This is a genomic window from Gimesia maris (assembly GCF_008298035.1).
Lineage (GTDB): Bacteria > Planctomycetota > Planctomycetia > Planctomycetales > Planctomycetaceae > Gimesia > Gimesia maris.
In genome coordinates, this window is record NZ_CP042910.1 from 3,088,571 (window position 1) to 3,104,122 (window position 15,552).

Annotated in this window: 10 protein-coding genes; 4 read left to right on the forward strand and 6 right to left on the reverse strand. The window is 50.6% G+C overall.

The window, feature by feature from the left end; all coding sequences use genetic code 11:
- Window positions 1–74: 74 nt before the first annotated feature.
- Window positions 75–1,571, reverse strand: a complete 1,497-nt coding sequence (locus GmarT_RS11545; protein WP_002649789.1) for a Gfo/Idh/MocA family oxidoreductase — start codon at window positions 1,569–1,571, stop codon at window positions 75–77.
- Window positions 1,572–1,855: 284 nt separating this feature from the next.
- Between GmarT_RS11545 and GmarT_RS11550 the strand changes: the two genes are divergently transcribed.
- The 4 genes from GmarT_RS11550 (at window position 1,856) to GmarT_RS11565 (ending at window position 8,764) form a co-directional block, all read left to right on the forward strand.
- Complete coding sequence (locus tag GmarT_RS11550) at window positions 1,856–2,788, forward strand: bifunctional riboflavin kinase/FAD synthetase (protein ID WP_230682334.1); 933 nt, start codon at window positions 1,856–1,858, stop codon at window positions 2,786–2,788.
- A 75-nt stretch (window positions 2,789–2,863) separates the two neighbouring features.
- Window positions 2,864–3,862, forward strand: a complete 999-nt coding sequence (locus GmarT_RS11555; RefSeq protein WP_149302724.1) for a DHH family phosphoesterase — start codon at window positions 2,864–2,866, stop codon at window positions 3,860–3,862.
- 136 nt (window positions 3,863–3,998) lie between these two features.
- Window positions 3,999–7,052, forward strand: coding sequence for a PVC-type heme-binding CxxCH protein (locus tag GmarT_RS11560; protein WP_149302727.1), 3,054 nt, complete (start codon window positions 3,999–4,001; stop codon window positions 7,050–7,052).
- An 80-nt stretch (window positions 7,053–7,132) separates the two neighbouring features.
- On the forward strand, window positions 7,133–8,764 hold the full coding sequence (locus GmarT_RS11565; RefSeq protein WP_002648352.1) for a S41 family peptidase: 1,632 nt from the start codon (window positions 7,133–7,135) through the stop codon (window positions 8,762–8,764).
- A gap of 53 nt (window positions 8,765–8,817) precedes the next feature.
- Here GmarT_RS11565 and GmarT_RS11570 read toward each other — a convergent pair whose 3' ends face one another.
- The 5 genes from GmarT_RS11570 to GmarT_RS11590 form a co-directional block, all read right to left on the reverse strand.
- The gene (locus GmarT_RS11570) at window positions 8,818–10,821 is read right to left on the reverse strand and encodes a redoxin domain-containing protein (RefSeq protein WP_002648351.1); all 2,004 of its coding nucleotides are present in this window, start codon (window positions 10,819–10,821) and stop codon (window positions 8,818–8,820) included.
- Window positions 10,814–11,887 carry a M56 family metallopeptidase gene (locus GmarT_RS11575; RefSeq protein ID WP_002648350.1) on the reverse strand — a complete coding sequence of 358 codons (1,074 nt, stop codon included), beginning with the start codon at window positions 11,885–11,887 and terminating at the stop codon, window positions 10,814–10,816. The genes GmarT_RS11570 and GmarT_RS11575 overlap by 8 nt, the downstream gene beginning before the upstream one ends.
- A complete protein-coding gene (locus tag GmarT_RS11580) occupies window positions 11,884–12,330 on the reverse strand; it encodes a BlaI/MecI/CopY family transcriptional regulator (RefSeq protein ID WP_002648349.1) in 447 nt (148 codons plus the stop codon). The genes GmarT_RS11575 and GmarT_RS11580 overlap by 4 nt, the downstream gene beginning before the upstream one ends.
- 326 nt (window positions 12,331–12,656) lie before the next feature.
- Window positions 12,657–14,654, reverse strand: a complete 1,998-nt coding sequence (locus tag GmarT_RS11585) for a cytochrome b N-terminal domain-containing protein (protein WP_002648348.1) — start codon at window positions 14,652–14,654, stop codon at window positions 12,657–12,659.
- A gap of 73 nt (window positions 14,655–14,727) precedes the next feature.
- On the reverse strand, window positions 14,728–15,246 hold the full coding sequence (locus tag GmarT_RS11590; RefSeq protein WP_002648347.1) for a QcrA and Rieske domain-containing protein: 519 nt from the start codon (window positions 15,244–15,246) through the stop codon (window positions 14,728–14,730).
- Between the last annotated feature and the right edge of the window lie 306 nt (window positions 15,247–15,552).

A 15,552-nucleotide genomic window follows, 5' to 3' on the forward strand; every position in this document is an offset into this window, starting at 1 on the left:
TTCCGGATGTATGATTCGTAAAAAATCCCGTATTCCAGGCAGGAATACGGGATTGGAAGAGTCCGAATCAGGGGTTAACCAGCGTTGGTGTCAGGGTTGTTTTTCGGGGGTTTCCCGTCAACCCAGGGGCCCGCGAGAGTCATGTAGCTGGGTTCTTCCAGCACACTTCCTTTGTCGCCGGCTTTCCAGCCTGGAATGTGTTTGGGTTTCTGCCGTGCTTCTGACATGGCTTCCCATTTTTTCGACCAGCTGCCGTCGCCTTCGGTAATGGCATGGGAATCAGCATCGAAGTGGTAGACCTTACCATTGCGATAGCTGTTTGATCCCATGTTGACGACGGCGATCGCTGCCGCACCCAGATCAGGTGGGTTGTTACACTTGCTCTGATCATTGGCCTGCATCGCTTCGACCCAGTTCTTGAAGTGAGCATAGGTTGTGTCTTTGATCGGAGTGACATCAATCCGCTGCTGTTTCAGAGAACTGTCTCGGGTGACCTGTGGTCGTTCAGGGATGAAATCATACCCGTCGAACCCTTCGCCGTTACCAAAGACAAACGAACCATTATGCCCGCGGATAATCTGTTTGATGCGGGTTTCCTGGTTACACATGGTGGCATTGACCAGTCCCTGGACCCCTTCATTGAAGTCAGCAGCAACCGTTGCCACATCGGGAACGTCGCGACCATCGTATTCCAGGTACAGACCCCCTGCTCCGACAACGCGACCAGGATAACGCAGACCGGTTGCTTTGAGCATGGCGGTGGTTCTGTGGACAAACAGGTCAGTAAACATGCCGGAACCGAAGGGCCAGAATCGACGCCACTGTGCGTAGACGGCGCGGTCGAAAGGCTGGTATTCGGCCAGACCTTCTTTGGTTCCGAGCCAGAGGTTCCAGTCGATGTTCTGTGGGTTCATCTCTTTTTTCAGAGCATAGTACCGCCACTGACCCATGGAAGAGTTGCGGAAGTATTCGGTCTGGAACTGGAGTACTTTCCCCAGTTGTCCATCCTGCAGACGGGCCCGCACATCATCCCAGACTGGAAGGCTGGTGGACTGCACACCGACCTGCATGATTTTACCGGTTTTTTTCCAGGTTTCGACGACTTCCAGAGCCTCTTCGACTTTCTTGGTCATTGGCTTTTCGCAGTAGACATGCAGACCGGCATTCATGGAGTCGATGGTCTGCTTGGCATGCCAGTGGTCGGGAGTTCCGATACAGACGGCATCCAGTTTTTCTTTTTCGAGCATGTCGCGGTAATCGACGTAGGAAGTGACGTCATTCCCCAGCTCTTTTTTGATATAATTGGCAGTGCGGTCTCGATGCTCTGAATACACATCAGCGACGGCAATCAGATCGATGTTCATGCCATCTTTTTTCAGCTGCACCAGCTTTTTGACATGGGCACCAAATCCACGACCACCAGGGCCGATAAATGCGATGCGAATTGCTTCATTACTATTGCCGGCTCCCAATGCGGGGGCGGAAGCCAGTCCGGCGATCGTGCTGGCGGCGACCGCCGTGGTTCCTGAGGTTTTCAGGAAATCTCTTCGATTGATGGGGCTTTGATCCATTTCGTTATCTCCAGTGATATAATAAAGTGTGACTGTTACTGGATGGCATCAATGGTCGGTGATACCAAGTGCGTTTCAGGTTCGCAGGCGCGTACCTTCAAGCGCTTATGGGGGAAGGAGAAGGAAACTGCTTTCCCTACGCTTAATAGTAGCAATATTGTGGGCCTAATGGTACTTATCACTCTACATTTTCTGGATTGTTGCCGATTCAACTGATACAGCCCGAACTGAGTACCGGCCAGAGTGTTTTTCTAAATAAAGTCAATAAATTGTTGGGTTAAGTGGTGTTAATACGAGGACTAGCAGGTTTTGACGGCTGTCAGGGAGGCATGGTCTCAATTGGTAACTTCGATGGAGTGCATCGAGGGCATCAGTTGATGATTCTGACATTAGTTCAGCATGCTCGGACACAAAAAATTCCCGCCATTGTTTTTACCTTTGATCCTCACCCAATTCATCTATTGCGGCCCGAACATGCTCCCCCAGAGTTAATGACAATTGAACAACGCGCGGAGGTTCTGCAAGGACTGGGCGTGGACTGTGTGATTGCTTATCCCACCGATCGTGCGTTATTGAATCTGACCGCGGAAGAATTCTTTCAACAGGTCCTGTGTGACCAACTGCAGGCCAAAGGCATGGTGGAAGGCCCCAATTTTTACTTTGGCAAAAACCGTGCTGGAGACGTTGCTTTATTAGGTCATTTGTGTGAGCAGGCGGGAATGTTTTTTAAAGTGGTTGAACCAACCGTTTGTGGTTCGCGCATGATCTCTTCGTCTGAGGTTCGTAAATCCATTCAAGCGGGAGAAATCGGAGAGGCGACCAGAATGCTGGGACGCCTCTATCAGATCTCGGGAACGGTTGGCCATGGTGCCGAGCGGGGGCGTATGCTGGGCTTCCCGACCGCGAATCTTACCGATATTAAAACGCTGATTCCCGCAGATGGTGTGTATTGTGGAGTCGGGGAGATCGCAGGTCGACAGTACCCGGCTGCCATTCATATAGGGGGGAATCCCACATTTCAGTCTGATGAGACCAAGGTCGAAGTACATTTGATTGGTTTCTCTGGAGATATTTACGGGCAGAAGCTGCAGGTTCAGTTTCTGGATCAATTGCGGGGAACTCAAACATTTGCCGATGCTGAATCGCTTAAAACGCAACTTCTGATTGATGTCGAATCAGCAAAAAAGCTGGCCAGTCAATGGATAGATCTCCAATAATGCGCTAAGATGGCCAGTTAACAAAGTGAAACCACTCACTGGATGCAGCCGGAATTCGCAGAGCAGGAAAAATGAATGAGTACGATTAACTGGGCCCCCCTCTGTGAACTTATTCATGCACATCAGAAGTTTCTGCTTTCCTGTCATGTCCGGCCGGACGCTGATGCACTTGGTTCTGAACTGGCACTGGCCTGTTTTCTCCGGGAACTGGGGAAAGATGTCCGGGTCATCAATCCTTCTGCTCATCCCAAAAGCATGGAATTTCTGGTTCAGGAACATGAAGTCCGTTATGTAGGAGATGGAGTATCAACGGCTGAGTTTGAATGGGCGGAGGTGCACATTGTGCTCGATACCAGTGCCTGGTCTCAACTGCCTGGACTGGCTAATTTCTATCGAAAAACGGATTCAAAAAAAGTGATCATCGATCACCATGTCAGCTCAGATTCTCTGGGGGCGGAAGAATTCAAAGATGTGACCTCCCCTGCCACTGGCTGTCTGGTGTACGATCTGGGACGTGCTCTCAACTGCAGTCTGAATCCTGAGATCGCCACCCTGCTGTATGCTGCAATAGCTACAGACACAGGTTGGTTTCGATTTCCTTCCACCACCGCCTATACCATGCAGATTATCAGTGAACTGATCAAAGCGGGGGCTGAACCACATCAGATCTATGAGTTGCTGTATGAACAGAACAACTTACCCCAGCTCAGACTGATGGGGCGAGTACTGGGGCAGGTGCAGACAGACTTCGATGGGTTGCTGGCGTACACGATCGTCAGTTGCGAAGACTTCAGTGCGACAGGGACCACGCCCGTTGATACGGAAGGACTTGTTAATTACTGTCTTACACTTGCGGGAACCCAGGCAGCGTTTATTGCGGTTGAACAGCGCAGTCGACAGGTGAAAATCAGTTTTCGCAGCCGCACTGCGTGGGATGTTTCTAAAGTAGCAGAATCATTTGGAGGGGGGGGACACCGACAGGCCTCCGGTGCGATGTTAAACGGTCCCCTTTCTTCCGCTGTGACAAAAGTTCTAGGGAAATTTCGTGAGATGTTTGACACTCTCGAAAAGTAAAAAAGCCCTCAGCGCTTTGTCCTGTTTTGTAGAAACTATTTTCCTGATTTGATTGCTCTTGGTCTAAACCTGCTATAGCATAAGTGATATCTATTAATATCCGGCTGTCCATTTTATTAGACTCAGAGGGTAATTGATGCGCTTACACGATCAACTCCGGTTTTTTATCTGTCTCCTCGCCTCCTACTCAATGCTGAGTTTACCGGGCGATTTCTCTCTGGCAGAGAGCCCGATTCGCAACACACAAGATCCCAAAGATATTGCCACCTCGCCGGAACAGACTGTGAAAAACATGACGGTTCCCGAAGGGTTCAAAGTGACCGTGTTTGCCAGCGAACCTGACGTGCACCAACCAATCGGTTTTGAGATTGACGATCGTGGTCGACTCTGGGTTGCCGAATGTTTCAGCTATGAACGCGGGACCTTTGATGATCAGTATCAAGACCGGATTGTTATTCTGGAAGATTCCAATGGCGACGGCAAAATGGACAAACGGAAAATCTTCTGGCAGGGACCAGGACCTTTAACCAGTGTGACCGTCGGTTCGAATGGTGTCTGGGCTTTGTGCCGCGGCGAATTACGCTATTACGAAGATAAAAACCACGATGATGTTCCCGATGGTAAACCGCAGGTGCTGCTGGAAGGCTGGAACTATAAAACCGTCCGACACAACATTGTGAGTGGTCTTACCTGGGGGCCTGATGGCTGGTTGTACGGGCGTCATGGAATCACGGACTCCTCACTCGTTGGTACTCCTGAAACAGTACCTGCAGATCGCACTACGATTCATTGTGGTATCTGGCGCTATCACCCAGTCAGCCATAAAGTGGAAGAAGTCAGCTCTGGTACGACCAATCCCTGGGGCTTTGACTATGACGAGTATGGCCAGATGTTTTTCACGAATAATGTGAATGGTCATCTCTGGCATATGATTCCCGGTTCTCACTACATTCGCATGTCAGGGCACGGCAGCGATCCCAACCCTTATGTTTACGAATTGATGACGAAGTGCGCGGACCACGATCACTGGGACAGCTCATCAGGAAAATGGACTGATTCCCGGGATACCTCCGGCATTCATGGCAAACTGGGAGGGGGACACAGTCATTGTGGCGGCATGATTTACCTGGGCGACAACTGGCCACAGAAATACCGCAACTCCCTGTTCCTGTGTAACACGCACGGACATCGTGTGAATAATGATGCGCTGGAGCGAGAAGGTTCCGGATATGTCGGAACTCATCGCCCTGATTTTCTGTTGACCGGTTCAGACTGGTTTCGAGGCACCGAATTAAAATATGGACCCGATGGCAGTGTCTATCTCACCGACTGGGCGGATCTGGGAGAATGTCATGATCACGATGGCGTGCATCGTACCAGTGGTCGAATCTACAAAATTGCCTATGGGGATGTGCCACAACCTGAAAAGCTGAATCTGAATCAGTTGTCAGACAGTGAACTTGTGAAGCTGCAGTTGCATCCCAATGACTGGTATGTCCGTCATGCCCGCCGGATTCTGACAGAACGTGCGGGAACTGCCAAGAACTGGAGCCAGGCGAAAGCGGACTTGTTAAAAATCTATAATACTTCGAAAGAGGTTTCGCGTCGGCTGCGTGCTCTGTGGACACTTTATTGTACGAATCAAGTGAACGATGCTTGGTTGACGAAACAGTTGAATGATCCCAGTGAGCACGTTCGCATCTGGGCGATTCGCTATCTGGTTGATGACGGTCAAGTTCCTGCAGAGGCGGTAAAGCAGTTTGCCAGGTTAGCACGCACCGAAACTTCCGGACTCGTACGACTCTATCTGGCATCGGCAATGCAGTCGCTGGCTCCCCAGGACTGCTGGGAAATTGCCGCTGCCCTTGATCAGAACCCACAGGATACTGAAGACCGAAATTTCACACTGATGCTCTGGTATGGAATTGAGCCAGCAGTCATGGGGGACAGTCAATCCGCATTAAAGTTTCTCAGTCAGGCAACAAGACCACTGGTGCGCCAACTGGCGGCACGACGCCTGACAGAGGACATTGATCAGCATCCAGAGTATGTGGTACAGCTGATCCAGCAGGCGATTGATACAAAAGACACTGCGAAACAGCAGGATCTGTTAGCAGGGATTCAGGCTGCCTTACAGGGCCGCTTAAAAGCAGAGGCACCAGAAAACTGGCAGGCATTTAAGCAGGCAACAGCCAGGACTGATTCCAAAGATTTGCAGAAGCAAATTACAGAATTATCTGTTGTGTTTGGTGATGGGCAGACGATGGATGCGCTCAAGAAAATTGCTTTGGATTCTGAGCAGCCTATGAAAAGCCGTTACCAGGCATTCGAAACATTATTAAACAGTTCTCAGGACAAAGACCTGTTATCTGTTATTCAGAAATCGGTATATACGACGGAACTTCAGCCACTGGCATTTCGAGGGTTAGCACGGTTTTACGATCCCCAGACAATCCAGCGCATGCTGGGGCGCTACCGCAGTATCAAGCATGAAGGACGACAGGTGCTGCTTGATACCGTCAGCAGTCGTAAGGAATATGTTCTACTGCTGCTGAATGCCATCGATAAAAAACAGGTTCCCCAGGAAGATGTTTCCGCATTTCATGTGCGTCAGCTCCGAAATTTCCGGGACAAGGAAGTGGTTGAGAAACTGAATCAGGTCTGGGGGCAGACACGGGAAACCCCTGAAAAGAAACGAGCCCAGATCGAGAGCTATAAGGCGTTACTGACGGCAGAACGACTGGCAAAAGCCGATCGTGTGCACGGACGGGTTCTGTATGAAAAAACCTGTGCGAAATGTCATCGACTGTTTGGAAGTGGAGGTCAGATCGGCCCTGATCTGACGGGAGCGAATCGGGCTAATATGGATTATCTGCTGGAGAATATGGTAGACCCCTCTGCTCTCATTCCCAAAGGCTATGAAATGGTGGTGGTCGCGCTCACCGATGGTCGTGTCCTGAACGGAAACGTGGTCAGAAAGACTGACAAGCAGTTGACCTTGCAGACTCAGAATGAATTGCTCGTGCTCGATCGTCAGCAGATCGACGATATGACTGCTTCCAAACTGTCCCTGATGCCGGAAGGTCAACTTGATCAACTGAGCGAAGAGCAGCTTGCGGATCTGATTGCCTACCTCGCGGGTAATACCCAGGTGAAACCGCCGGTGGCATCCGCGACAACAGGCCCTTAAAGAGAGTTGCTATAGATTGAAAGCGCAGGCACACTGTAAAAATCTCGCCCCCTTTTTCTACCAGGTAGAAGGAGACCGTGATGACAGGACGTGTTATTATTCGTCTGATGTATCAGACTGGCAGAGTATTCTGCTTATGTGCTGCGTTGATTTCATTATTGCAGACATCGAAGATGGCGTCTGCTGAAGATCTGGGGCGGAAATATCCTGCCAGTCTGGAATATTCGAAGCAGCCTCGCGGATACGATTCCACGACGACAAAAGAAGATGTCTGGAGCCTGAATTCATTCGAATTCAAACTGACAGACAAGTTCGAGATCCAGCTTGGACCCTCACAGGTTGTTTTAGGCCGTCATGGCAGAAACGTACTCTGGGCGGCCGTTTTTCCTGAAACACCAGGAGAAATTGTGACAGCCGATGCAGGCAAAGGGGAACATGTCTCCAGCATCTGGTTACGATTGCATCCGGCACGCGTGGGGGAACTGTTTCGTGCCAGCACTGTGACAAAGCAGGGAGATTCAAAATGGATCGAACAAGCTGTTGCTCTGGCTCGGCATAAAATGCGATCAAGCTGGCATCAGGGAGGGAAGCCGATGGTGCCACTTCGAGAGTCCCTCATTTTCGATCTTGAAACGAAAGCAGGTTTCCGACGGTTTTACGCAATCGATACCCGCCAGCAGACCGTGAAGTATGTCGATGCATTTCGACAGAGGGCACTGGCTGTCGCAGTCCCGTTTAAGACTGGTGTTGGAGCTGAAATCTTTGACAAAGTGTGGAATGCCTTTGATCGCGAATATGCGATGTTTGTCATTAAACCGGAAGTGGACTGGCAGAAGTTGCGCGACCAGTTTCGCCCCCAGGCGGTCCTCGCAAAAAACAATCGTGAACTGGCAAACGTTCTTAGTGAGATGCTCGCTCACTTGAAGGATCTGCATGTGTATGTCCAGGTCGATGGGACATATGTGAAAGGGTTCAATCGCGAGCGACAGTTTAATGCCAGCCCGGCTGCGGCAGCACATCTGATCGGGAAGATCAACCAGGTCAAAGGCATGCGCTGGGGGCGCACGGAAGATGATATCGGTTATATCGCTGTCGACAGCCTCTCGAAAGAGACTCTTCTGAATCAGTTTGAATCTGCTCTGAAACAGATGCAGGGTACACGCGGCCTGGTTCTGGATATTCGTGCGAATGGTGGAGGAGCCGAACCGCTGGGGCAGAAAATGGCAGGATACTTTTTAGATCAGCCCTGTCTTTATGCGACGCATCAATATCGCAGTGGACCAAAACACGATGATCTGGGTTCTATGCAAAAGCGTCGTCTGATTCCCAGTCAGGACTGGTATTACCGGGGACCGGTGATTGTGTTACAGGGGGAAAAAACAATGAGTTCTGCAGAAGCATTTGCATTGATGCTGGCAGAATGCCCCACTGTGACAACGATGGGAGACCGGACTGCAGGATCCAGCGGTAATCCACGGAGGATTGATGCGGGAGCAGGGATCATTGTCAATCTTCCCCGCTGGATCGCTTATGACGCGGCTGGAAAACCTTTTGATACCGTGGGAGTTCAACCGGATATCAGAGTGAAGACCACTCCTCCGGACTTTACGAAATCCAGTGACCCAGTCCTGTCCGCTGCATTACAAAGACTGAGAAATCCAACTGAAAATCAGCCGGGTGGCTCTGAAGAAACACTGATTCCGCGCAAGTGAAATTCAAAGTGGAATGTGAAAAACGCACATACTATCCGCAATCAGAGACACTCTTATTGTTTCGCATTCAGCACATGTTCAATTTCCCGACTGATCAATGTGAATTGAAGCTGATTCATGATTTCTATCATCTCAGTTTGAGTTGCATTCTCGGCGGGCGGCCATTTCACGTCACTTGCTTCTGCCAGGGTTTTCATAAAAACTCCGCGATCCCCCGGGGGATTGACATCGCTGCGAAATGTGATCTGGCCTTCCGGGTTAATGACAATTAGTGCCGGATATCCCTGGATTCCATATTTCTTGCCTGTCGCATTATCCAGAATGGAAGTGCCCCGATCGATTCCCGTGGGCGTCGTCCACTGCTCGCTCTGGAGCAGCTTTTTGATCTGGCTCATTTCTCCATCTGCAGTATGGATTCCCAGGAAGACGACACCCTGCTCTTTGTATTTCCTGGCAAGTCGTTTCTGCGCGGGAATGGAAGCGACGCAACCACTGCAACGGAGACCCCAGAAATCAAGTACCACCACCTGACCGCGAAGGTCGGAGAGTTTGCGGGTTCGTCCATCAGACCATGCCACGATCTCCCATTCCGGAGCCTGCTGGCCAACCGCCAGTGGTTTCTGTTTTTCTACCATGGATGTAGATGAGGGGACGAACTCATTAACATGAATTGTCACTTCTCTATTTTTAGACGGGTTTTTACTGATCACCAGGTTGGTCTCTTTGATTTTCGTACCCCAGCGGACAGAGAGTCGAATCACACCACTCGGCAGGTTTTTTAAGACGGCTTTTCCTGTGGCATCGGTTCGGGTGATCTGACGTCTCAAAGCGTAATCGTTAACGGGTTCCAGGATTGCTCCCGGCAGGGGCTGTTTCTGTTCATCGAGAACAAGGACTGGAATGGTGTGTCCCGGCTGAAGTGTAAGGTTTTTAAAGTTGATAGGGGCAAAGTCCTTATTAGCTTCTACGATTTCTGAATCCGTACCGGCAAATCCGTCTTTTGTCAGCGTGACTGAATACTGCTGATTTTGAAATACCTGGTTATCATATATCGGCAGTTTTACAGAGAATGTTCCATCATCAGTGGTCTGGGTTTCTTCGCCCGTTTCGCCACTACCTCCCCCCTTTAAGCCTTCGATCACGCCGACCCGCACATCAGCGAGTGGATTGCCCGCTTTGTCGACGACACGACCGCTCAGCCTCTGATAGCCAGTCGGTTTCGCAGCTTCGGTCTGAAAGGTCAGTAAAGGAACGCCGTCGCTCAGTGTGACGGTTGCTTTGCTGACGATGGCTTTCTTTCCCGAGGAGTCGATCATCTCTGTTTTTTCGGTATCGGGAATCTGTTTCAGCGAGATGACCCGTGTATTGTTGAAGCCAGATTCCACAATCAGTTCGGCAGTCATATTGACGAGTGTCAAAATAGTTTTACCGCTCGTTCCCACTTGCGTCAGTTTTCCGCGACCTGTCTGATCCAGATTGCTTATCGAACTGGCATTCGCTTTCTGGAACGAGACTGGTTCCCCCTTCAACCAGGCGGCCCGTTTCGCGTCGTCTTCCACTTCCTGAAGGGAGACCCTGTATTGGATCGGCTGGTCCTTGAGATGCGCGGTCAGGAACTTCAGTTGATGCTCGTTGAGCTTGCCTTTCCAGTGAATATTCCAGGTGGGGCCCGTTTGAGCTTTGATATTGTGTACCAGCACGGGATTTTCAGCCGTCGTGACTAACGCTCGCGTGCATTCTTCAGGCAGTAGCCAGTATCCCGGTTTTAATGTCGGGAACCAGAGTTGGACATTTCCGATGGGGACTTCAATGCGATACTGACCGGCGTCATTTGTAATCCCCTTTTTTTCTCTCTGGTTTACATCTGGTTCGGAGGCGACAAACAACCGGATCTCTGCGTCCGAAACCGGTTCACCTGTCTGTGCATCGCGAACGGTGCCTGTGATGAAATATTGTGCTGCTGGTTTGCTCTCGGAATGCTGTTCTGGTCTGGTGGAGACCGCCGGACTTTTTTGATTCTTCTCAGGCTGTTCCTTCTTCTGTGCTGCATCACTCAAACCTGTAACAAGGAAAAGTAACAACACACAGATCGCAAGAGCGGATCGGCAGCGACTCTCCCGGATCGGATTTGTCAGCTGACTGATTCGTGCGCAGTGCCGATCGTTTGCCGGCCATGGGAAGTGCCGCGCTCGGTTTTTGTGAATACTGCGAAAGCTGGATTAACAGTTCACCGTATTGGTGACGGGTCTGTTCGTCAAAAGCAGCTACTGTTGCTGCATCTACGGCCAGTTCGATTTCACGGCGCAGCCGACTCGTGATCAGGTAGACGAGTGGATTGAACCAGTGCACAGCGATGGCAATCCTGCTGAGAAACAGCAGCAAAGCATCATGACGCCGAATGTGTTCCAGCTCATGAGTGACGATGGCGCGTCGGGATTGCTGATCAAAGTCATCCCACAACTGGCGTGGCAGCAAGATAGTGGGGCGCCAGAATCCACAAGAGGACGGACCCAACTCTGCATCCGTCACACAACAACGAACGGGGAATTTGAGAAAACCCTGTTGTTGTCTGGCGGCAATTAATAAAAGCAATTCTGTGTCCTGGAGCGGCTGACTGTTCGCGATGAGGCGTGACAGCATCCAGCGTGAGCCGATTTCTCTGATCAGCAGAACACAAAAACCCAGGAACCAGAGACCGGTGATGAGATCGGAAATCGAAATACGGACATTCGATTCAGGCTCTGGGGGGATCGTGGCTGCATGATTCACATTCTGTTCGTCTGCCGTGTGGGTTTGTGCAGAGTTGTGAGAAGTTGAGAGTTGAGGACCAGGCGAACTGCTTATCACTGTCTCAGTGGGCACCGTCATCAAGGTATCTGTAACCTGGGGGATGCGATTGGGTTCGATAGAGAAGAACTGAAACAGGCTCAATCCACTGGCTGGAACGATTAACAGCACGAGGCGAACCAGGGGAACCGTCCACAGCAGCGCACGCCATTTGGGAGAAATCCAGCGCTGCAGCAGGAAGATAACACAGAATACCAGGCACGCCAGTATTCCTGCCTGCCAGGTTGCACGCCAGATCAGTTGCCAGAACGAGGGCAGATCAGATGCGAAGTTCATTGTGTTTTCCTCCGTCGAGAAGCCGATTTCCCGGATGACTGGGGTTTGTTGGGTTGACTCTGATTCGCAAGTTGTTCGTCCAGGGTTTGTTTGAGTTCTGCTAGTTCCTCGCTGGAAAGCGTTTCGTTCTCGACAAAATGCATCAGCAGCGATTGCAGATTTCCGGCGAAGAATCGTTCAGAGAAAGAGTGGGCAGCCGAGCGGACACATTCGTTTCGTGTTACAGCGGCACGGTAAAGGTGTCGAGAACCCTCGACATGCACGTCGACGGCCCCTTTCTCTACCAGGCGCGCCAGCAGGGTTCTGATGGTGCGATGACTGCGGTCTCGCAGCGTTTCAGTGCGGGCGATGATTTCACCGGCAGTCTGGTCTTCTGCCTCCCAGACACTGAGCATCACTTCCCATTCCGCATCCGTAATTTGTAATTCCGATCGCTGGTTCATGTCAGCTCCTGTGACTACGGGTGTAGTAATCTCTGGGATTAGTGTTACCACAGTTGTAGTAATGGTGCAAGCAGAAACCTGGAGAATTTGAAAATTCTGCGACTGGAGAATACTGGGCCGTTAGGAATTCCGGGCTAAGCTGTGTCCGGTTTTACTGTAGCGCCTCCAAGACCATTTTGACCGAGTATAATAGATCGGGAGACGCTATGGTTAAATGTGACGCGTTCTAGTACACACATCAGCGAAAGGGGGACAAGAACGCGTGATCAGGTCAAAACTGAGCGGGTGTCTGAAGTGAAACTGAAATACTCAGCAGGAACCTGTTCTTATTTTTCCGTTTCTGGCCGCTGCCATTCACCGCGCATCCATTTGACGAGCAGGTTCAGATCGTGTTTGGAGAGTTTTGATTCCTCAAAGGAAGGCATGATGTTTTTCTCACCATAGAAGCGTTCTGCTCCTGGTTTACGGATAAAATCGGTCAACCATTTTTCTGAGCCATAACCGTTGAAATCGGGAGCCGCCCCGCCCCCTTCTTCTTCCGGATCGCCGGCTTTCATCGCGTGACATTGAGCACAGTAGCCGTAGAATTCTGCCACTTTGCCGGACTTGTCTTTGAAGTCGATCCCGCTGAAAACCGAAACTCCGCGTTTAACGGTCTCTTCGCTCAGTGGTTTAAAGTCTCTGTGGTTGGCTTCGCGGGCCACCAGTGCCGCGACTGCTTCAATATCTGCTTTCGTGAGAATGCCTTCCGGTCCGACATAGCTGTCAGCCCAGTCGCTCATATCCCCATTCAGAATGGCATCCCCTCCTTTAGTTGATCCCAGGTGACCGAAAAATTTCGGCGATTTGGGATCCATGAGAAATTCTGTCAGCCATTTGGTGGTAGCGAAGCCTGCCAGATCGGATGCGCGGGGAGTGGCGATGACTTTTTTACCATCTTTCATTTCCATGATGTTATGCCCAGTACCATCATGCCCGTTCCAGGTATGACAGATGCCGCAGTGTCTCGCAAAAATCAGGGGACCCATTGATTTGGGGTCGTTTCTCAACAGGGATGCGGGACCTTCAGGGGGGACGCCATTCTGGCTGGCCAGCCAGGAAGCCCGGGCTGCGTATGCGATTTCCTGAGAACGATTGAGCGCATAGTCAGGCGCACTGCGTTCCATCTTGATGCCGTACCAACTGATCCCGGAGATAATGAGTAACCCACCCACATAAACAATAATAGCGACCCTCTGTCCCCACTTCTCACCCAGAACTTTTTCATAAAAAGGGACGAGGAACAGTACCGCCAGGATAACCCCTGGCAATACGGCTGTTACCAGAACTTCCATTTCTTTGGGAACCATGTGTCGCAGTTCAAACAGAAAGCGGACGAACCATTCCGGGCGTGCGACGTAAGGAATTGAACTGTCGGCGGGTGCTTCCAGTTTGATCTCGCTGGCCTGCAGGTCGGCCACCCAGTCATCATGCCCGACGGTAACATGCTGATTTTTGAGGGCGGGATATACGATCAACTGGATTATGACGATGCCGATCAGAACCAGCGCGAGTACCAGGGTGCGTGTCGTCTGGTAAGGCCAGTAAGGTTGAGTGATTTCATCTTTGACCGGGTCATCTTCGTCCAGTTGAAAATCGACTGCCGGGTCGTCGGCTGCTTCTTTTATTTTTGCTGTCCGCAGACGTTCGCGTCGGATGAGCGCCATATGAAAGGTAAACAGCAGCATGGCGATGAGGGGCAGTACAATGACATGAATCGTATACAGGCGGGTCAAAGTGAGGTTACCGAATTCACTCCCCCCCACGACCAGGGATCTTAGAGTGGAACCAATGACCGGCATGGTTCCGGCAATCCCTGTTTCAATCTGATAGGACCAGTACCCTTTCTGATCCCAGGGGAGTGGATTTCCAGTGATAGTCAGGCCAATAATCACGCCTCCAATTAAGAGGCTGGTCCAGTAGATAAATTCTTTGGGTTTGCGATATCCGGCTGAAATAATCACCAGAAAAATGTGCACGACGATTGCCACAATCATCATATGTGCGGTGTAATGATGTAAGCCGCGTACGAACCAGCCCAGATCGACCTGTGTTTCGATATAATGCACACTGCCCCAGGCAGATGCTTCGGAAGGACTGTAAACAGTCATCAACAGTGCGCCGGTCACCATTTCCACCAGCATCATCAACACGAGTGCCCCTCCCCAGATAAACTGCCAGCGGGAGCGTCTTTTGGTCGGGAAATTTAACAGAAAGATCGCGTGCAGGAAATTTTTGTATCCGGTTCGTTCATCGATCCACTGTTGGGTTTTTTTAGGCAGCACTGAAGTATCTCCCTATGGGAAATCAAATTGATGAGTCTGTGTAGTCTGTCAGAGAGTCGCACTTCGGGGGATCTTAACCGATGGGAACTTTTTCAGAGATGCCTGTCTCAAATTTCTGGTATTCTACCATAACCCACTGTTCTCCCCGGATGGTTTCGATAGTCGTTTTCAGCTCATCCATTCCCCGTGGCTGCGGGCCACTGACCATCGAACCGTCTGTCTGAAAGGTCGCTGCATGGCAGGGGCAGAAATATTCTTCGTCACCAGCGACATAATCAACCACGCAGCCCAGGTGGGGGCAGGTGGAAGAAAACGCGGTGATGTCTCCCTCCTGAGATTTGCTGATCCAGACTGAACCGATGGGCCCCGAAGGATATTTGGTCCAGGCATCTACGCGCTGGTCGTTAATGGTGAAACGCTGTGGAACGCCCGGTTCCAGGTCGTTCAGACGCGCCAGGCGGTACGTATTTTCTGTCTGCCTGCCTCTTTTGAGAGTCGAAAACAAAAAGCCCAAAGCCGGTACCGCGAGGATTGTGACGTACAGCGAACCCAGAATACTGGTGCAGTGTTTGAGAAATTTTCGACGTCGCATGGTGAGAACCTTTAAATCTGAAAAGCGCCAGTCGTTTAAACAGCAGTCCGCTATGAACTGAGTGCATTCTGATTCAAACAATTGATGCCTTAAAGGGTAACGGTTTAATTTGTTCGATCTTGGCCAGTAGTATTTCGTGGAGCTTTCAATGGCAGGTTGCAACTGGTTTCGGACAGTCGCATTTGAGGAGGGAATCGTGTAACTGGTATCCTGATATAAAAAACATCAAAGACGGTATCAATCATTGCCTGTTATGTTATCAGATCTAATCAGTGTTTACGAATCTTTATTTTAAGTCTAGTGCTT